At 58.8% G+C, this 18,016-nt stretch carries 16 protein-coding genes; 5 read left to right on the forward strand and 11 right to left on the reverse strand.

The features are described 5' to 3' along the window. Nucleotides 1–5: 5 nt before the first annotated feature. The 3 genes from H3028_RS12555 to H3028_RS12565 are packed head-to-tail and all read right to left on the reverse strand — an operon-like array spanning nucleotide 6 to nucleotide 3,056. Entirely contained in the window at nucleotides 6–869 is an 864-nt protein-coding gene (locus tag H3028_RS12555; protein ID WP_168423839.1) for a carbohydrate ABC transporter permease, read from the reverse strand. Beyond that, a complete protein-coding gene (locus H3028_RS12560) occupies nucleotides 866–1,963 on the reverse strand; it encodes an ABC transporter ATP-binding protein (RefSeq protein WP_181297334.1) in 1,098 nt (365 codons plus the stop codon). The genes H3028_RS12555 and H3028_RS12560 overlap by 4 nt, the downstream gene beginning before the upstream one ends. A gap of 10 nt (nucleotides 1,964–1,973) precedes the next feature. Beyond that, on the reverse strand, nucleotides 1,974–3,056 hold the full coding sequence (locus tag H3028_RS12565) for an ABC transporter ATP-binding protein (RefSeq protein ID WP_181297335.1): 1,083 nt from the start codon (nucleotides 3,054–3,056) through the stop codon (nucleotides 1,974–1,976). Nucleotides 3,057–3,276: 220 nt separating this feature from the next. Between H3028_RS12565 and H3028_RS12570 the strand changes: the two genes are divergently transcribed. Next, entirely contained in the window at nucleotides 3,277–5,145 is a 1,869-nt protein-coding gene (locus H3028_RS12570; RefSeq protein ID WP_181297336.1) for a sigma-54-dependent Fis family transcriptional regulator, read from the forward strand. A gap of 136 nt (nucleotides 5,146–5,281) precedes the next feature. Here H3028_RS12570 and cysS read toward each other — a convergent pair whose 3' ends face one another. Next, nucleotides 5,282–6,667 carry a cysteine--tRNA ligase gene (cysS, locus tag H3028_RS12575; protein ID WP_181297337.1) on the reverse strand — a complete coding sequence of 462 codons (1,386 nt, stop codon included), beginning with the start codon at nucleotides 6,665–6,667 and terminating at the stop codon, nucleotides 5,282–5,284. Next, a complete protein-coding gene (locus H3028_RS12580; protein WP_181297338.1) occupies nucleotides 6,667–8,337 on the reverse strand; it encodes a glutamine--tRNA ligase/YqeY domain fusion protein in 1,671 nt (556 codons plus the stop codon). The genes cysS and H3028_RS12580 overlap by 1 nt, the downstream gene beginning before the upstream one ends. Nucleotides 8,338–8,538: 201 nt before the next feature. Here H3028_RS12580 and H3028_RS12585 point away from each other — a divergent pair, with 201 nt between their 5' ends. Together H3028_RS12585 and lpxH are read left to right on the forward strand one after the other, a co-directional pair. Beyond that, nucleotides 8,539–9,033 carry a peptidylprolyl isomerase gene (locus H3028_RS12585; RefSeq protein WP_168423845.1) on the forward strand — a complete coding sequence of 165 codons (495 nt, stop codon included), beginning with the start codon at nucleotides 8,539–8,541 and terminating at the stop codon, nucleotides 9,031–9,033. A 5-nt stretch (nucleotides 9,034–9,038) separates the two neighbouring features. Beyond that, a complete protein-coding gene (lpxH, locus tag H3028_RS12590; protein ID WP_181297339.1) occupies nucleotides 9,039–9,761 on the forward strand; it encodes a UDP-2,3-diacylglucosamine diphosphatase in 723 nt (240 codons plus the stop codon). A gap of 4 nt (nucleotides 9,762–9,765) precedes the next feature. Here the strand turns inward: lpxH and H3028_RS12595 are convergent, their stop codons facing one another. Beyond that, nucleotides 9,766–10,371: a tRNA-(ms[2]io[6]A)-hydroxylase gene (locus H3028_RS12595; RefSeq protein ID WP_181297340.1), complete on the reverse strand. Its 606-nt coding sequence runs from the start codon at nucleotides 10,369–10,371 to the stop codon at nucleotides 9,766–9,768. A 174-nt stretch (nucleotides 10,372–10,545) separates the two neighbouring features. On the opposite strand from H3028_RS12595, the gene H3028_RS12600 reads away from it, so the two are divergent. Then, nucleotides 10,546–11,406: a universal stress protein gene (locus H3028_RS12600; RefSeq protein ID WP_181297341.1), complete on the forward strand. Its 861-nt coding sequence runs from the start codon at nucleotides 10,546–10,548 to the stop codon at nucleotides 11,404–11,406. Between the two features lie 55 nt (nucleotides 11,407–11,461). Here H3028_RS12600 and H3028_RS12605 read toward each other — a convergent pair whose 3' ends face one another. Next, nucleotides 11,462–11,929, reverse strand: coding sequence for a DUF1289 domain-containing protein (locus H3028_RS12605; RefSeq protein ID WP_181297342.1), 468 nt, complete (start codon nucleotides 11,927–11,929; stop codon nucleotides 11,462–11,464). 397 nt (nucleotides 11,930–12,326) lie between these two features. On the opposite strand from H3028_RS12605, the gene acnB reads away from it, so the two are divergent. Then, complete coding sequence (gene acnB / locus H3028_RS12610; protein WP_181297343.1) at nucleotides 12,327–14,936, forward strand: bifunctional aconitate hydratase 2/2-methylisocitrate dehydratase; 2,610 nt, start codon at nucleotides 12,327–12,329, stop codon at nucleotides 14,934–14,936. Nucleotides 14,937–15,143: 207 nt separating this feature from the next. On the opposite strand, the gene H3028_RS12615 is transcribed toward acnB, so the two are convergent. The 4 genes from H3028_RS12615 to H3028_RS12630 all read right to left on the reverse strand — a co-directional run bounded on the left by H3028_RS12615 (nucleotide 15,144) and on the right by H3028_RS12630 (nucleotide 17,988). Next, nucleotides 15,144–16,136, reverse strand: a complete 993-nt coding sequence (locus tag H3028_RS12615) for an OmpA family protein (RefSeq protein ID WP_181297344.1) — start codon at nucleotides 16,134–16,136, stop codon at nucleotides 15,144–15,146. 99 nt (nucleotides 16,137–16,235) lie between these two features. After that, on the reverse strand, nucleotides 16,236–16,802 hold the full coding sequence (gene sigX / locus H3028_RS12620) for an RNA polymerase sigma factor SigX (RefSeq protein WP_181297495.1): 567 nt from the start codon (nucleotides 16,800–16,802) through the stop codon (nucleotides 16,236–16,238). Between the two features lie 107 nt (nucleotides 16,803–16,909). After that, entirely contained in the window at nucleotides 16,910–17,740 is an 831-nt protein-coding gene (locus H3028_RS12625; RefSeq protein ID WP_181297345.1) for a mechanosensitive ion channel domain-containing protein, read from the reverse strand. A 2-nt stretch (nucleotides 17,741–17,742) separates the two neighbouring features. Next, a complete protein-coding gene (locus tag H3028_RS12630; RefSeq protein WP_181297346.1) occupies nucleotides 17,743–17,988 on the reverse strand; it encodes a CrfX protein in 246 nt (81 codons plus the stop codon). Between the last annotated feature and the right edge of the window lie 28 nt (nucleotides 17,989–18,016).

An 18,016-nucleotide genomic window follows, 5' to 3' on the forward strand; every position in this document is an offset into this window, starting at 1 on the left:
CCTCGTCATTTCTGGTCGCCATGGGTCATGGCCGTATAAAACAGCCATGACACCAGCAGGATGATCAGGAAATAGATCAGCGAGAACGCCGCCGCCGGGCCTAGATCAAACTGCCCCACCGCCATTTTGGTCAGCGTCTGACTGAGGAACGTCGTGGCGTTGCCCGGACCGCCACCGGTGAGTACGAACGGCTCGGTGTAAATCATGAAGCTGTCCATAAAGCGCAGCATCACAGCGATCAGCAAAACGCTCTTGAGCTTCGGCAACTGGATGTAGCGGAACACCGCCCAAGCCGACGCCCTGTCGATACGTGCGGCTTGATAGTAGGCATCCGGGATCGCTCGCAAGCCGGAGTAGCACAGCAGCGCGACTAACGAAGTCCAATGCCATACATCCATCACCAGCACCGTCACCCAGGCATCCCGAGTGTTGGACGCGTAGTTGTAGTCAATGCCCAGTTCGCGAAGGCTGTAACCCAGCAGGCCGATGTCGGCGCGCCCGAAGATCTGCCAGATCGTCCCGACAACGTTCCAAGGTATCAGTAGCGGAATCGCCATCACGATCAGGCAGAGAGAGGCCCAGCGGCCGCGGGTCGGCATCGTCAGCGCTACCGCGATGCCCAACGGAATTTCGATTAACAGGACGCAGCCGGAAAAGATGAACTGCCGCAACAGCGAGTCATGCAGGCGAGGGTCATGGAGAATCTGGCGATACCAGTCTGCGCCGACAAAAAAGCGCGTCGAGGAATCGAAGATGTCCTGAACCGAGTAATTCACCACGGTCATCATCGGTAGGATGGCGCTGAAGGCGACCAGCAGAAACACAGGCAATACCAGCCACCAGGCGCGATTATTCTGGATTTTGGTCATGGCCGCTCCTCTACCAGCCGGTCATCGGCATAGAGCATCAGCCACTGGGCAGGAAAGCCCACCCAGGCCTGCCCTTTTGGTACGGGCTGATCCTCTGGCAGGCGCGCCTTGAGCAGATGGCCTTGCAGCCGGAGCGTGAGTATTTTGTAGGTACCGAGGTCTTCTACCCGCACGACCTCGGCCTGCATCCCACCGGTTGTTGTTTCTTCCGTCACCTGAACGAATTCCGGGCGGATGCCAATCTGCAGACGACTTTCCGCCAGGTCGGCCGACCGAGCCGCCAGCGCTCCGGAGAGCGGCAGGTGCTGATCGCCAAAACCAACACCGCCTACCTCGGCACGGACCTCGATCAGATTCATGCCGGGACTGCCGACAAAGAACCCGACAAAGGTGTGCTGTGGCCGCTCGAACAGCTCCCGCGGCGTACCGAACTGGACGATCTGCCCGCCATGCATCACCGCGATCTTGTCGGCGAACGTCGAAGCCTCCAGCTGATCGTGAGTTACGTAGATCATCGTGATATTGAACTGCTCATGAATTTGCTTGAGCTTGCGGCGCAACTTCCATTTCAGATGCGGATCGATCACGGTCAGCGGCTCGTCGAAGAGAATCGCCGACACGTCGTCCCGTACCAGACCGCGCCCCATGGAGACCTTCTGTTTCTCATCCGCGGTCAGGTTGCGGGCTTTGCGCTTGAGCAATGGATGAAGGTCAAGCACCTCGGCAATTTCGTGCACCTTGCTGGTGACCCGCGCTTCCGGGACGCCCTGGTTACGCAACGGGAAGGCCAGGTTGTCGAACACGGTCATGGTGTCGTACACCACCGGAAACTGGAAAACCTGGGCAATATTGCGCTGTTCGGGCGTCATCCTGCTCACCTCGCGGGCGTCGAACAGCACCTGGCCCTCGGATGGGCTGAGCAATCCGGAAATGATGTTGAGCAACGTCGACTTGCCGCATCCGGAGGGGCCCAAAAGAGCGTAGGCACCGCCCTGCTCCCACACATGGTCCATCTCACGAATCGCATAGTCCTCCGCCCCGCGCGGCTGCGAGTTGTAGCTGTGGGCAAGGTTCTTCAAGCGAATCTCAGCCATGGTGCTCTCCTCAGATGCGTCGAGCCGGTGCCTGGGCCAACTGGCCAGCGGCATCGAACACAAACAGCTTGTGGGTCGGCACATACACCCGAATCGGCGAATCCACCGCGTAGTCGTGCAGGCCCTGCAGGTGCAGCACGAGACTGAAATGGTCGTTGCGCACATGGAGAAAGGTTTCCGAGCCACTGATTTCCGCTAGCTCGACGATCCCGGACACCTCCAGATCGTCGTCATTGGAGGGCACGAGCCCAATATGGCTGGGACGAATGCCGAACTGGTACTCGCCCTCGCTCAGGGTCCGCAGGTCTGCGTTAAGCGGAAAATGCATGCTGTCCTGAAAGCTGACTTCGTTGGCGCCAATCCTGCCCGGCAGCAGATTAATCGGCGGCTCGGAGAACAGCTCGGCACTGAGCATGTGGCTGGGCCGGTGATAAACCTCGGAAGTCGGCCCGCTCTGTATCACTCGGCCCTCATGCAGGACGGTTGCCGTTCCGCCCAGCGCCAGCGCCTCATTGGGCTCGGTGGTGGCATAAACGGCGATGCTGCGCCGAGTCTTGAAGAGCTCGCGCATCTCCTGACGGAGCTCTTCACGCAACTTGTAGTCGAGGTTGACCAGCGGCTCGTCGAACAGAACCAGATCCGCATCCTTGACCAGCGCTCTAGCCATCGCGGTGCGCTGCTGCTGGCCGCCGGATAGTTCCAGTGGATACCGCTGAAGGAATTCTTCGATATGCAGCATCTCGGCAGTTTCACGCACCTTGCGCTCGATATCCGCCTTGCTCACCCCAGCCTGACGCAGCGGCGAAGCAATGTTCTCGAAGACACTCAGCGTCGGGTAGTTGATGAACTGCTGGTAGACCATCGACACGTTGCGCTTGCGCACGGGTACCCCGGTCACGTCCGCGCCGTTCATCAGGATTCGCCCTTTGTTCGGTTTGTCGAGCCCGGCCATAAGGCGCATCAGCGAGGTCTTGCCCGACAGGGTTCGCCCGATCAGTACGTTGAACGAGCCGGGTTCGAAAACCAGGCTGGCGTCGTCGATATGCAGGTGGCCATCGACTGTCTTGGTGACGTGTTCCAGCGTGAGGGACATGCCGCATCCTTCTAATTGTTATGGAAAGACGCAGAGCGATATCCATGCCAGCCCCGAACAACGGCTCTAGCGTGTGGTTTGCTGCGAGAACTGTGTTCTCAACCGTTCAAAATGAACAATTGTGAACATTGACACTGAACATAAATGAACAAGACTGTTCAAAGCAGCCAGACGCGACGGCAGCCTATAACAACAAGAATTGCACCCTCAGAGAGGCAACATGGCCGACCCAGCCCAGTCCATCTCACATCAGGCTCTGGTAGAGGATTCCTGGAGCCGCTGCGAACGCTACGGGTTGAATCCGCTTAGCATCCCCAGTTTCGGCCAGCCGGCAGAGCAGGACGTTAACGCCCTGTTGGAGCGTCAGCGAAGCCTGGTGCAAACCACCCAACGCGAAGTGCTGCCGTACTACGAGAACATCCTTTCGAACTCGAGCTGCCTGATTCTTCTGGCGGACAGCGGCGGGCAGTTGCTCGAATCCTGGGGGGATCGGCGCTTCGTCGAGCCCGCGCAGCAACGAGGCTTCAAGCCCGGCGCGAGCTGGATGGAGCGTGACACGGGGACCAATGCGATCGGCACCGCGTTGGCCAGTGGGCAGGCCGTTCATATTCAGCGCGATGAGCACTTCCTCAAGGCCAACCGCTATCTGTCCGGTGCGGCGTCACCGATCTTCGACGCGCAGCGCCAGTTGATTGCGGTGCTCGATGTCTCCAGCGACAGCTACCTTCCGCCTTCGCACACCCTCGGCATGGTCAAGATGATGAGCCAATCGGTGGAGAATCGGCTGATCCTCAATCTTTTCCACGATGATTATTTCCAGCTGACCTTCAACACCGGCCAGGACAACCTCGACAGCCAGTGGGCTGGATTGCTGGTATTCGACGAGTCCGGGTTGATCGTCTCGGCTAACCGGCGTGCCGACAATCTGCTCGGCGTGGCGTTGGCGCGCACCCGCATCGACAGGTTGTTCGACATTCCCCTTCTGCAGCTGGTCAATCAACCCGAAGACCAACCCTTGCTATTGCGAGCGATGGGCCGCCATCGTTTTCACGGCATCGTTCGACGCCCACAGAAGCCACGCATCCAGCCTCGCGACTTCCGCAAGGCACCCAGACCGGAACAGCCTATCGATCTGGCTGGTATCGACCAGGGCGACCCGCAGGTCCATAAAGTGATTCACCAGGCCCAGCTCATGCTGGAAAAGAACGTTCCGATCCTCGTGCACGGTGAGACGGGCGTCGGTAAGGAAATACTGGTCAAGGCGTTACACGCAGCCAGCTCGAGGGCTAAAGCCCCTTTGATCGCGGTGAATTGCGCGGCGATTCCCGGCGAGCTTATTGAAGCAGAACTGTTTGGCTACGAGAAAGGCGCATTCACCGGCGCACATCAGAAAGGCAGTCTCGGCTTGATCCGCAAGGCTGACGGGGGCGTATTGTTTCTCGACGAGATCGGCGATATGCCGCTGAACCTGCAGGCACGCCTGTTGCGTGTGCTGCAAGACCGTAGCGTCCAGCCGCTCGGTGGCGGACAGCCCTTCCCGGTCGACTTTCGGTTGATTTGCGCAACGAATCGCTCGCTACGCCAAGACGTCGAAAGCGGTCGTTTCCGCCAGGACTTGTTCTATCGCGTCAGCGGCCTCAGCGTGGAGCTGCCACCGCTACGAGCCCGTCGCGACAAGCAGGCCCTGATCCAGCGCATCTGGGAGCAACACCGGGAGCCCCAGCAATGGGCTGGATTGAGTGCCGACGTACAGCGCCTGTTCGAAAACCACCCCTGGCCGGGAAACATACGCCAGCTGAGCAGCGTGATCCAGGTTGCGCTGGCGTTGGCCGAGGATCAGCCGATCCGCCTGGAGCATCTGCCGGACGATTTCTTCGTCGACCTTGAGAAAAACGCCGACACCCACGACCGAACGGAGCTACTCCAGCCCTCGCCCAAGACCACCCAGCTTCCATTTACTTCAAATCAGTCGTTGCGTTCGCAATTCGAGGCCTGTCGCGGCAACGTTTCGCACCTCGCCCGGCACCTGGGTGTCAGCCGCAACACCCTCTACAAGCGCCTGCGTGCCGAGGGAATCTGGAAAGGATAAGGCGTCGAGGCGCCGGTCGGCCCGCACGCCAAGCGCCAAAAAGCACAGCGCCTTACACCGCACCGCTGGCGCGCCCCGCGGCGAATGCAGGCCGAAGGCCTGCCCGATCACCTCAGAACAAGCACAACAGTCAGGGTTATTCGCCCAGACGCCAGGTCGTGCCGCCTTTGCCGTCTTCCAGCACCACACCCATGGCGGTCAACTGGTCTCGGATACGGTCGGACTCTGCCCAGTTCTTCTCGGACCGGGCTTGCAGTCGAGCGGCAATCAGCGCCTCTACCTGGGCCGCATTCACCTTGCCTGCGGCGCCGGCCTGCAGAAAGGCGTCTGGGTCCATCTGCAACACGCCGAGCACACTCGCCAGTTCTTTCAAGCGAGCCGCAAGTGCCCCGGCGCCTTGCTGATCGGTTTCGCGCAAACGGTTGACCTCGCGAGCCATTTCGAACAACACGGCGCACGCTTCAGGAGAGTTGAAGTCATCATCCATGGCATCGCCGAACCGCGAGGTGAAACTCTCGCCGCCTTCGGCAGACACGTCGGGAAGGCCCCTGAGCGCGGTATAAAACCGCTCCAGCGCGCCTTTAGCCTCTTTAAGGCTGTCCTCGGAATAGTTGATCGGGCTGCGGTAATGGCTCGAAACCAACAGGTAGCGCACCACTTCCGGCTGGTACTTATCCAACACATCGCGAATGGTGAAGAAGTTGCCCAACGACTTGGACATCTTCTCGCCATCGACGCGGACCGCACCGGCATGCATCCAGGCATTGGCGTACTGCTTGCCGGTGGCCGCTTCGCTTTGCGCGATCTCGTTCTCGTGATGCGGAAACACCAGATCAGGACCACCGCCGTGAATATCGAAGGTCTCGCCCAAGCAGCACGTGGACATGACCGAGCACTCGATATGCCAGCCCGGACGGCCCGCGCCCCAGGGCGACTCCCAGCTCGGCTCGCTCGGCTTGGCCGCCTTCCAGAGCACGAAGTCCAGCGGATCTTCCTTGGCTTCGTCGACTTCGATGCGCGCACCGATTTTCAGATCCTCGATCTTGCGCCGCGACAGCTTGCCGTAGCCGACGAATTTGCCGACCCGGTAGTAGACATCGCCGTTCCCCGGCGCGTAAGCGAAGCCTTTGTCGATTAGGGTCTGGATCATGCTGTGCATGCCAGCGATGTACTCGGTGGCACGCGGCTCATTATCGGGACGCAACACGTTGAGCCGCGCCTCATCCTCATGCATGGCGGCGATCATGCGCCCGGTCAACGCTTCGAAGGTCTCGCCGTTCTGCTGAGCGCGACGGATGATCTTGTCGTCGATATCGGTGATGTTGCGCACGTAAGTCAAATCGTAACCACGCTGGCGCAACCAGCGTGAAACCACATCGAACGCCACCATGACCCGCGCATGACCGATATGGCAGAAGTCATAGACCGTCATGCCGCACACGTACATCCGCACCTGATTGCCGACCAGCGGCTTGAGCGGCTCCTTGGCTTTGGTCAGGGTGTTGTAGATCGACAACGCCATTACTGGCCTCCCCAAGAATCACGCAGCGTCACAGTACGGTTGAACACCATGGCGTCCGGCCGGCTGTCTTTGCGGTCGACGCAGAAATAGCCTTCGCGCTCGAACTGGAAGCGATCTTCAGCTTCGGCCGAGGCCAGCGAAGGTTCGGCGCGGCAACCCTTGAGCACGATCAGCGATTCGGGATTGATGTTGTCAAGGAAGCTACCGCCATCCCCGTCTTTCTCGGGATTGGCAGAGCGAAACAGGCGATCGTACAGACGCACCTCACACTCGACGCTCTCAGCGGCTGGGACCCAGTGAATAACGCCCTTGACCTTGCGGCCTTCCGGGTTCTTGCCGAGGGTTTCGGGGTCATAGCTGCAACGCAGCTCGACCACGTTGCCTTCGGCATCCTTGATTGCCTCGTCGGCACGGATCACGTAGCTGCCACGCAGACGAACCTCACCGTTAGGCTCTAGGCGCTTGAATCCCTTCGGCGGGTTCTCCTCGTAATCTCCGGCGTCGATATAGATCTCGCGTGAGAACGGCAACTGGCGCGCCCCCATGTCCTGCTTCGGATGGCGAGGCAGCTCGAGGTTTTCTATTTGGCTTTCAGGATAGTTGGTGATGACGACTTTCAGCGGCTTGAGGACGCACATGGCACGTGGCGCATTGGCGTCCAGGTCCTCGCGAATCGCGAATTCGAGCATGCCGATATCAACCACGCCGCCCGCGCGGTTCACCCCGATCATGTCGCAGAAGGTACGGATCGACGCCGGCGTGTATCCGCGCCGGCGATAGCCGCTGAGCGTCGACATCCGCGGGTCGTCCCAACCACCGACGTGCTTTTCATCGACCAGCTGCTTGAGCTTGCGCTTGCTGGTGATGGTGTAGTTCAAGTTGAGGCGGGCGAACTCATACTGACGCGGGCGCGCCGGAACCGGCAGGTTTTCGAGGAACCACTCGTAGAGCGGACGGTGATCTTCAAACTCCAGGGTACAAATCGAATGAGTGATGCCTTCGATGGCATCCGACTGGCCATGGGTGAAATCGTAACTCGGGTAGATGCACCAGTCATTGCCGGTCTGATGGTGATGCGCATGGCGGATTCGATAGAGAATCGGGTCGCGCAGGTTCATGTTCGGTGAGGCCATGTCGATCTTCGCGCGTAACGCCTTGGCACCGTCAGGAAATTCGCCGGCCTTCATCCGAGCGAACAGGTCCAGGTTTTCTTCCACCGAGCGATCCCGGAACGGGCTGTTCTTACCCGGCTCGGTCAGACTGCCGCGGTACTCCCGAGCCTGCTCTGACGTCAGGTCGCAGACGTAGGCCTTGCCAGCCTTGATCAGTTCGATGGCCCAATCATGCAGCTGGGCGAAATAGTTGGAGGCGTAGCGTTCCTCGCCCGCCCACTGGAAACCGAGCCACTGGACGTCGCTCTTGATGGCATCGATGTATTCCTGATCTTCTTTCGCCGGGTTGGTGTCGTCGAAGCGGAGGTTGCACTCGCCACCGAACTCCTGGGCCAGACCGAAATTCAGGCAAATCGACTTGGCATGGCCGATATGCAGGTAACCATTGGGCTCGGGCGGAAAGCGCGTGACGATCTTGGCATGCTTGCCGGATTCCAGGTCGGCCTGGACGATCGGGCGGAGAAAATTGGTGGCTGCGGTAGTCTCAGGCTTGCTCATGGTGTCCTTAACGATCTGCGAGTGCGCGCCTCAGGGTAGGCCCGCCAAATCAAAGCGCTTATGATAGCGGACCCGTCAACCCCCTGACAGAGCAAAGCGCCCGGCTGCGCAACGCACTGCGGCAGCGACGTTCATCCTCGCTATCGCGCCGGCCACGCTGTCGCGACACGACTTCTACCTTTTCTCATAAGGAAGGCCTCAATGATCAAGCTGCATACCAATCATGGCGTCATTACCGTCAAGTTGTTCGAAGACAAGGCCCCGGAAACCACCGCCAACTTCAAGGAATACGTGAAGAGCGGCCACTACGACGGCACGATCTTCCATCGCGTGATCAGTAACTTCATGGTCCAGGGCGGCGGCTTCGAGCCCGGCATGAAGCAGAAAGCCACCCGCGCCCAGATCAAAAACGAAGCCAACAATGGCCTTTCCAATAAGACCGGCACTTTGGCCATGGCACGCACCATGGAGCCGCACTCGGCATCCGCCCAGTTCTTTATCAACGTCAAGGACAACGATTTCCTCGACCACACCGCGCCGACCGTCCAAGGCTGGGGCTACGCCGTGTTCGGCGAAGTGGTCGAAGGCATGGACGTGGTCGAAAAAATCAAAGGCGTGCCCACCACTATGAAGTCCGGCCATCAGGACGTCCCAGTAGAAGATGTGGTTATCGAGAAAGCCGAGATCGTCGAGTAACCGTATTGATTCTGCTGATTTCTGATCTGCATCTAGAGGAAAAACGCCCGGACATTACCCGGGCGTTTCTTCGTTTTCTCGAGACTCGAGCGATCCAGGCCGAGGCGCTTTACATCCTCGGAGATTTCTTCGAGGTTTGGGTCGGCGATGACGGCATGACACCCTATCAGCACGAAATAGCCGGAGCGCTGAAAGCGCTAAGTCAACGTGGAACCCGTATCTACCTGATGCATGGCAACCGCGATTTCATGGTCGGTAAAGCATTCTGTCGCGAGGCAGGATGTACGCTTCTGGCCGATCCGCATATCGCACAGCTAGCCGGCGAGCGGGTATTGCTGATGCACGGCGACAGCCTGTGCACCCGAGACGAAGGCTATATGCGGCTACGGCGCTGGCTGCGTAACCCGATCAGTCTGTTCATCCTGCACAACCTCTCCCTCGCCAAGCGTCAGAAATTGGCCCAGAAGCTGCGATCGAGCAGCAAGGAAGAGACGCGGATGAAAGCCAGCGATATCGTCGACGTTACGCCCGACGAAGTGGCCCGGGTCATGCAACGCTACAACGTCCGTACACTGGTTCACGGTCATACCCACCGTCCCGCCACGCATTCGCTGCAGATCGATGGGCAACCCGCCAGGCGCATCGTATTGGGTGATTGGGATCGCCAAGGCTGGGCCTTGCAGGTCGACGAAGCTGGCTTTCATCAGGCGCCGTTCGACCTTAGCTGATAGATCAGGCGGCGCTCGGTACGCCGCTGTGAAAGCGAAACTCGCTATCGGGGCTTTCGATCAGCTCGCGTTCACGTTCACGCACCCGAACGATGGTCTCATCGATATCCGCCACATCCCCATAGAGATACGCCAGCTTCAGATAATCCTGAAAGTGCCTCGCCTCGGATTTCAGCAGGCCGTGGTAGAACTTGCTCAGCTCTTCGTCCAGATGTGGCACCAGCATCGCAAAACGCTCGCAGGAACGCGCCTCGATAAAGGCTCCGATCACCAGTGTATCGGTGAGCCGATAGGGCTCATGGTTACGCACCAATTCCCGCAAGCCAGCGGCGTAACGTGATGAGCCGATGTTACGCAGGCCAATCTCACGCTTGCGGATGATCGATAACACCTGTTCGAAATGCCGCAGCTCTTCCCGGGCCAGACGCGACATTTTGTTCTGCAGGTCGGGCTTGTCGATATACCTGAACATCAGCTGGAAGGCCGCGCCTGCAGCCTTTTTCTCGCAATTGCCGTGATCGATGAGCATCACGTCCTGATTTTGCAGCGCAGCGTCGACCCACGCAGCGGGTGTGGCACAGCCAAGAAATTCATTCAATTCGGGAAGCATGGTGAGGTCGTATTCGCAAAATAAGGTGAACGGCAGTGGATACCGACTCAATGCCGCGGACGGCGCATTATACGAAGCATGCTCTCCACGGCCAGTGCTGGTTGGCCTGAGTCAGACCCAGAAGGGTTCCCTTGGCTATAGTGAAGTCATACGAAACCGCAAGCGGAGCCGATCATGCAAGCCATTCGCTGTATTCTCGTAGTAATCGATCCAAAGCTGCCTGAAAACCTGGCACTGAAGCGGGCGCGCCTGATCGCTAGCGTCAGCCAGACACAACTGCGCCTGCTGGTTTGCGACGGTAAGCATGATCACCGCGACTACCTCGCCAAGCTTCGTGCGGAGCTGGAGAACCAGGGGCATACCGTAGCCACCCAACAAGCCTGGCACGACAATCTTCACCAGACGATTATCGCGGTACAGCAAGCCGAAGGCTGTGGCCTGGTGATTAAACAGCACGTCGCCGATAACCCGCTGAGGCGCACATTGCTGACTCCGGACGATTGGAAACTACTGCGTTATTGCCCCTGCCCCGTGCTGATGGTCAAGACCGAAGCGCCCTGGACTGGCGGTACGGTGCTCGCGGCTGTCGATGTAGGCAACGCAGATCTCGAACACCGCACGCTCCACGCCAGCATCGTTAATCATGGCTACGAAATCGCCTCGCTAGCCGAGGGCAGCCTGCATGTCATCAGCGCCCATCCCTCAGCCATGCTTTCAGCCGCGGACCCCGCTTTCCAACTGAAGGAAACCATCGAAGCGCGCTATCGAGATGCCTGCAAACAGTTCCAGACCGACTTCGATATTCCAGGTAGCCATCTACACATCGAAGAGGGTCCGGCAGATGCCCTGATCCCCCGCGTCTGCCATCAACTACAGGCGGTTGTTACGGTCATCGGCACGGTCGCCCGCACTGGCTTCTCAGGCGCACTGATGGGCAATACCGCCGAAGTGGTGCTCGATGCCCTGGAAAGCGACGTCTTGGTATTGAAACCGGACGGCATTATCGAACATCTGGAGGATCTGGCACGCCGTTAGCGGCATGGATGGCGCCAGCAGCAGCCGGACGCATGCCGCTACTGCTTGTGCCAAGCTAGCCGTTGGTTTCGCTCGGAAACCCTGGCGCGATGTAGCGCTGGTAATGCGCTTCTGACAGAAGAAAGAATTCCCGGTCGATGGCGTCACGAAGCTCGGGTAGAGACCAGTCACGGAATTCGGGAAGCAAAACGACGCCGTACGCCTCGAGCTGTTGAATAACCCGCGCGCCACGAGCGATAAGGTGATAGGCCCAGCAGTACGGCGACTGGTCCGCGACAAAGCGAATCTGCCGGCTTTCCAACTGGCGGCGCAACAGTTCCGCGTCGAAGATATCCAGCTTCGCAGCCATTACCTGCGCCAGCAGTAGCTCCAGCCTCAGCCAGACGGCGCGCTTGCCCTCCTCGCCATAAGCATTCCAGTTCACCACTTCATGGTGGAAACGCTTGCAGCCGCGGCAGACGAGATCACCGTAAACGGTGGAACAGAGGCCCACACAAGGAGTTTTGATGCGCTGATTGGACATAACGGGCGGTGAATCGAAGGACAGCGCCGCATCTTAGACTTTTGTCCAAGCCGGGTCACGGAAGAATCCACCCAGAAGCCCGCTCCTGGTTGCGCAGCCCGGGCCGCGCGGGGCGCCGAGATCTTTTCGAGAGGGCTTGCAGGAACCAGCCGAATTCGCTCGCCACGGCGTTTCACTTAACTTTACGGGTCCGTTCCAGTAGAATCAGCCCGCCGTTTTAGGCGCCACAATCCGCAAGAAGCTGTTTTCAAAGCGTCACGAGCACAGTTGACCGGCTACCTAACGGGTGCGCAGATCCCTCTAACCTGCGCACCCGTCACCGGCGTAAAACTTTGAAAACAGCTTCCGGATGTGCGTCCCGAGACACCCAAGGGACCAATGATGAGGGTATAAAACTGTGCTTGAAGCCTATCGCAAACACGTAGAAGAGCGTGCCGCCCAGGGCGTCGTGCCCCAGCCGCTGAACGCCGAGCAGACCGCAGGCCTGGTCGAACTTCTGAAGAACCCGCCAGCTGGCGAAGAACAATTTCTCCTCGACCTGATCACTAACCGCGTTCCGGCGGGCGTGGATGAAGCCGCCTACGTCAAGGCTGGCTTCCTCGCTGCCATCGCCAAGGGCGAAGCTACCTCGCCACTGATCAGCAAGCAGCACGCCGTAGAGCTACTAGGCACCATGCAGGGCGGTTACAACATCGTCACGCTGGTCGATCTTCTGGACAGCCCGGAACTGTCCGATACCACCACGGAACAACTCAAGCACACCTTGCTGATGTTCGATGCCTTCCATGACGTAGCCGAGAAAGCTAAGGCCGGCAATGCCAATGCCAAAGCCGTCCTGCAGTCCTGGGCCGAAGGCGAGTGGTTCAAGAATCGCGCCCCGGTAGCAGAGAAAGTCACCCTGACCGTATTCAAGGTCACTGGCGAAACCAACACCGACGACTTGTCCCCCGCGCCTGATGCCTGGTCGCGCCCGGACATCCCGCTGCACGCCCTGGCCATGCTGAAAATGGCGCGCGATGGCATCAACCCCGACGTACCTGGCTCGGTTGGCCCGCTCAAGCAAATGGAAGAGCTAAAAACCAAAGGCTTCCCGGTTGCCTACGTTGGTGATGTGGTCGGTACCGGCTCGTCGCGCAAATCCGCCACCAACTCGGTGCTGTGGTTCTTCGGCGATGACATCCCGAACGTACCGAACAAGCGCGCTGGCGGCTTCTGCTTCGGCACCAAAATCGCGCCTATCTTCTACAACACCATGGAAGACGCCGGTGCCCTGCCGATCGAGTTCGATTGCTCCGATCTGGCCATGGGCGACGTGATCGATGTTTACCCGTACAAGGGCGAAGTCCGCCGCCATGGTAGCGATGAGCTGGTCACCACTTTCCAGCTGAAAACCGACGTCCTGCTCGATGAAGTTCGCGCCGGCGGCCGTATTCCGCTGATCATCGGTCGCGGCCTGACCGAAAAAGCACGTGCCGAACTGGGCATGGGCCCGTCCGATCTGTTCAAGAAGCCGGAAGCACCTGCCGAGAGCAACAAGGGCTTCACGCTCGCGCAGAAGATGGTCGGTCGCGCCTGCGGCCTCCCGGAAGGCAAAGGCGTCCGTCCGGGCACCTACTGCGAGCCGAAGATGACCACCGTCGGCTCGCAGGACACTACTGGCCCGATGACCCGTGACGAGCTGAAAGACCTGGCTTGCCTGGGCTTCTCAGCTGACCTGGTAATGCAGTCGTTCTGCCACACCGCGGCCTACCCGAAGCCGATCGATGTCACCACCCACCACACCCTGCCGGACTTCATCATGACCCGTGGCGGTGTTTCCCTGCGTCCGGGTGACGGCATCATCCACAGCTGGCTGAACCGCATGCTGCTGCCGGACACCGTCGGTACCGGTGGTGACTCGCACACCCGCTTCCCGATGGGCATCTCATTCCCGGCCGGTTCCGGTCTGGTTGCCTTCGCTGCTGCTACCGGCGTAATGCCGCTGGATATGCCGGAGTCGGTACTGGTTCGCTTCAAGGGCAAGATGAAGCCTGGCATCACGCTGCGCGATCTGGTTCATGCGATCCCCTACTACGCCATCCAGAAAGGCCTGCTAACTGTCGAGAAGAAAGGCAAGAAGAACATCTTCTCCGGCCGCATCCTCGAAATCGAAGGTCTGAACGATTTGACGGTCGAGCAAGCGTTCGAGCTGTCAGACGCGTCTGCCGAGCGCTCCGCTGCGGGGTGCACCATCAAGCTCCCAGAAGCGGCGATTGCCGAGTACCTGCAATCGAACATCACGCTGCTGCGCTGGATGATCAACGAAGGCTACGGCGATGCCCGCACCCTGGAGCGTCGCGCTCAGGCAATGGAAGCCTGGCTGGCCAAGCCGGAGCTGCTGGCTGCCGATGCTGATGCCGAGTACGCCGAAGTTATCGAAATCGATCTGTCCGAAGTCACCGAGCCGGTTCTCTGCGCGCCGAATGACCCGGACGATGCTCGTCTTCTCTCGAGCGTTCAGGGCGAGAAGATCGACGAAGTCTTCATCGGTTCGTGCATGACCAACATCGGTCACTTCCGCGCCGCCGGTAAGCTGCTGGACAAAGTGGAAGGCGCCCTGCCGACCCGCCTGTGGCTGTCACCGCCGACCAAGATGGATCAGCATCAGCTGACCGAGGAAGGCTACTACGGTATTTACGGCCGCGCCGGTGCGCGCCTGGAAATGCCGGGCTGCTCGCTGTGCATGGGTAACCAGGCACGCGTGGAAACCGGCTCGACGGTGGTCTCCACCTCGACCCGTAACTTCCCCAACCGCTTGGGCGATGCAACCAACGTGTACCTGGCTTCTGCCGAGCTGGCAGCAGTCGCTTCGATTATCGGCCGCCTACCGACCGTCGAGGAGTACATGGTCTACGCCGCACAGATCGATACCATGGCAGCGGACGTCTACCGCTACCTGAGCTTCGATCAGATCGCTGAGTTCCGCGAGTCCGCGGCCAACGCCAAGATCGACGTGGTTGCTGTTTGATACTTTAGCGCTCCAATGAAAAAGCCCGCTTCGGCGGGCTTTTTCATGCCTGACTTTTCATCAGGCGAGGCCGTATAGGCGAGGCATCCTGATAGTCAGCGCCCCTGATCACCAAGCGCAACGCTCAACGCTCAACGCTCCGCAATTAAAAGTGCTGGGCGAAAAAAAGCCCGGCACTGCCGGGCTTTTCTTGAAACAAGGTACGAATTAACGAACCTGTGCTTCGACCTCTGCTTCTACGCGGCGGTTGATCTGACGGCCTTCCTCGGTGCTGTTGTCAGCTACCGGGCGGGCTTCGCCGTAACCGACCGAATCGACGCGCTGGCTCTCGACGCCGTACTGGTTGACCAGCACTTCACGAACAGCCTGGGCACGACGTTCGGACAGACGCTGGTTGTACTGATCAGTGCCCACCGAGTCGGTGTGACCTTCAACAGTGGTGCTGGTCTGCGGATACTGCTGCATGAAGTCAGCCAGGTTCTTAATATCGCTATAGCTCTCTTCGCGAACGCGCGCCTTGTCGAAATCGAACTTGACGTCCAGCTCAACACGGACCAGCTCCGGCTCTGGTTCTGGCTCGGTATCAACGATCGGAGCCGGTGCTGGCTCCGGAGTCGGCTCAACCTGCGCGACCTGCTGCTGTGCGCCGCCGCCGAAATTCAGGCCGACACCTACCCCAGCCATCCACTCGCTGTCGCCGGCATCAATGTTATGCATGCCATCAACGCTGGCTTTGGCGAAGAAGTTTTCGGTGAAGTAGTACTTCAGGCCCGCACCAATGTTCGCAAAGGTGCTGTGGTCACGGCCGCTACGTGCAGCCTGACCGATGCTCTGATGAGCCATACCGGCAGAAACGTATGGACGCAGACCTACGCCCGGCTGACCGAAGTGGTAGGCCGCATCAAGTGAAGTCAGGTTGCCCTTGATGTTCTTATGTCCGCCGCCCGCTACAGGTTCGTCCGAAGTGACGTCATGGTATTCACCATAGGACAGACCCAGGGAGACGTCGTCGGTGAGAAAATAGCTGGCGCCAGCGCCATAGAGCTCGCCTTCATCTTCGAAGCCACGGGAGCTGTCGGAGAAGTAGTGCTTGCCGAACGCCTCCACCTCTACAGCGCCCTGACCCTGGGCGAGCGCGCTAAAAGAAGTGGCTGCAACCAAGGAGCTAATTACAACGCCTAAGGTGTTTTTAAGTTTCATCCGTAAATCCCCATCTGGTGGTGAGTATCAGAACAATCTAAGGAAACCGGCTGTCTATAGGCCAAGCTGTTTCGCTACCAGTAAGACAACTTGTTGCCGTTAAGTTTCAGCAATCCCCGAAAATTTTTCGCGTAGTTTATCCAGCGCTCGCTTGTATCGCATTTTCGTTGCGCTTAGCCCCATATGCATAATGTCGGCAATTTCCTGAAACTCCAGCTCTGCAACAAAACGCAGGACGAGTATCTCTCGATCAATCTGATTCACATGGGTCAGCCACTTGTCTAGCCCCGCCTTCTCCTCGAGATTCGGTGCCTTTTCCTCCGACGCCTCTTCGACCGGATCGAGGCTCAACGCATCAAGTAAGCGGCGCTTGCGGCGTTCTTTCCGATACTGCGTGATACATTCGTTGTAGGTAATGCTATATAGCCATGTCTTAAACTTCGACTTGCCTTCAAAGTTCTTCAGGCCGTATAAAACTTTGAGCATCACTTCTTGGCAGACGTCATCTGCGTCTCGGTCGTTCCCCAAATAGCGCGCACACACATTGAAAAGAGTTCGCTGATATCTCCGCATCAACTCTTCATATGCACGCGTTATGTGAAACAGCTCGGCATGAGCTCGCTGCACCAGCTCTTCATCAGAAAGCTGGCGGGGGTCATAGCTCATGGTGGGCGGATGGGCTTTAGTCAAGACGCTTCGAACCGGCAAAAGTCGTGGCCGCCATTCACGTTAACCGTAAAAAAGGGGCGACGCACTTTAACAGATTCCCGGACCTAGCGGCTGCCCACTCGCTGCTCAAGCAGCACTCTATTGGCAATCGAGACCAATTCACCGTCATCGGTGAGTAGCAGGGTCTTCGCCGTACCGATCTCTTCGATTTCGCCTTCCAGCTGCAATCCGTCCAGGCGCACCCGCTGTCCGACTTCGTAGAGCTCACGCACATAGATGCCCGCCAGGATCTGACTGACCAGTTCACGACTACCAAGTCCCAGCGCCAGCGCAACCGCCAATCCGACGGAAATCAGCGCAATCGCGACCACATAATTGAGCAGTTCGGTTTTGACTTCGAGCTGACCAATTGCCACCGAGATAATGATGATGATTACCAGGCCTTGAGCGACCCGCCCTAGTCCACTGGCATATTCAAGGCCAACGCTTTCTGCAGCGCCTCGAACCAGGCCGTTAACCAACTGAGCCAGCAAAACGCCGACAAGCAGGATCAATCCCGCCCCGAAGACCTTCGGTACGTACAGCGTGAGCATATCGAGTGTCGCCGACACCCGTGCGAGACCCAAGGATTCAGCTGCAGAGACAAGGAAGATCAGCAACACGAACCAGTAGACGATCTTGCCGATCAGTGTCGATATCGGTACGCGAATGCCGGCACGACCGAGCAGCTTGGTCACTCCCGTGCCTGCAACCAGTCGATCCAGGCCTACCTTCGCCAGGACTTTCGAGAGCAACGTGTCCAGCAACTTTGCGACGACAAAGCCGATGGCGACGACCAGCAGCGCGCCAAACAAACGCGGTATGAACGCCGCAATGGGAGCCCAAAGCGCGCTCATTGCACCCAGTAAGCTCTGGCTCCAAGGATCGAGTTCCATGATCAGTCAGCCTTATCGAAAGAAGAATGGAAGGAGGCACGACGACGTGTGACAGTCGAGGTATGCGGCGCGCCATTGCTGAACGCAATCAATACGGCCTGCACCCAACGCCCCATCAGAGCGAAAAGATCGCCTGCGCCAACCTGACGGTTGGCTGTCTTGAGTACGCGATCGAGGCAAGCATCGTCGTCACGCGCCGACTGCGCGTTAAGCATGTCCCGCAGGGATTCTTCGAAGGGATCGCGCATGGTTACCTCGCTAACGGTCTGATCTAGA

It is taken from the genome of Pseudomonas sp. Q2-TVG4-2 (assembly GCF_013620795.1).
Taxonomy (GTDB): domain Bacteria; phylum Pseudomonadota; class Gammaproteobacteria; order Pseudomonadales; family Pseudomonadaceae; genus Stutzerimonas.

Coding starts and splice junctions, on each gene's coding strand:
- H3028_RS12555 (WP_168423839.1), bottom strand. CDS start 869: ATGACCAAAATCCAGAATAATCGCGCCTGGTGGCTGGTATTGCCTGTG.
- H3028_RS12560 (WP_181297334.1), bottom strand. CDS start 1,963: ATGGCTGAGATTCGCTTGAAGAACCTTGCCCACAGCTACAACTCGCAG.
- H3028_RS12565 (WP_181297335.1), bottom strand. CDS start 3,056: ATGTCCCTCACGCTGGAACACGTCACCAAGACAGTCGATGGCCACCTG.
- H3028_RS12570 (WP_181297336.1), top strand. CDS start 3,277: ATGGCCGACCCAGCCCAGTCCATCTCACATCAGGCTCTGGTAGAGGAT.
- cysS (WP_181297337.1), bottom strand. CDS start 6,667: ATGGCGTTGTCGATCTACAACACCCTGACCAAAGCCAAGGAGCCGCTC.
- H3028_RS12580 (WP_181297338.1), bottom strand. CDS start 8,337: ATGAGCAAGCCTGAGACTACCGCAGCCACCAATTTTCTCCGCCCGATC.
- H3028_RS12585 (WP_168423845.1), top strand. CDS start 8,539: ATGATCAAGCTGCATACCAATCATGGCGTCATTACCGTCAAGTTGTTC.
- H3028_RS12595 (WP_181297340.1), bottom strand. CDS start 10,371: ATGCTTCCCGAATTGAATGAATTTCTTGGCTGTGCCACACCCGCTGCG.
- H3028_RS12600 (WP_181297341.1), top strand. CDS start 10,546: ATGCAAGCCATTCGCTGTATTCTCGTAGTAATCGATCCAAAGCTGCCT.
- H3028_RS12605 (WP_181297342.1), bottom strand. CDS start 11,929: ATGTCCAATCAGCGCATCAAAACTCCTTGTGTGGGCCTCTGTTCCACC.
- H3028_RS12615 (WP_181297344.1), bottom strand. CDS start 16,136: ATGAAACTTAAAAACACCTTAGGCGTTGTAATTAGCTCCTTGGTTGCA.
- sigX (WP_181297495.1), bottom strand. CDS start 16,802: ATGAGCTATGACCCCCGCCAGCTTTCTGATGAAGAGCTGGTGCAGCGA.
- H3028_RS12625 (WP_181297345.1), bottom strand. CDS start 17,740: ATGGAACTCGATCCTTGGAGCCAGAGCTTACTGGGTGCAATGAGCGCG.
- H3028_RS12630 (WP_181297346.1), bottom strand. CDS start 17,988: ATGCGCGATCCCTTCGAAGAATCCCTGCGGGACATGCTTAACGCGCAG.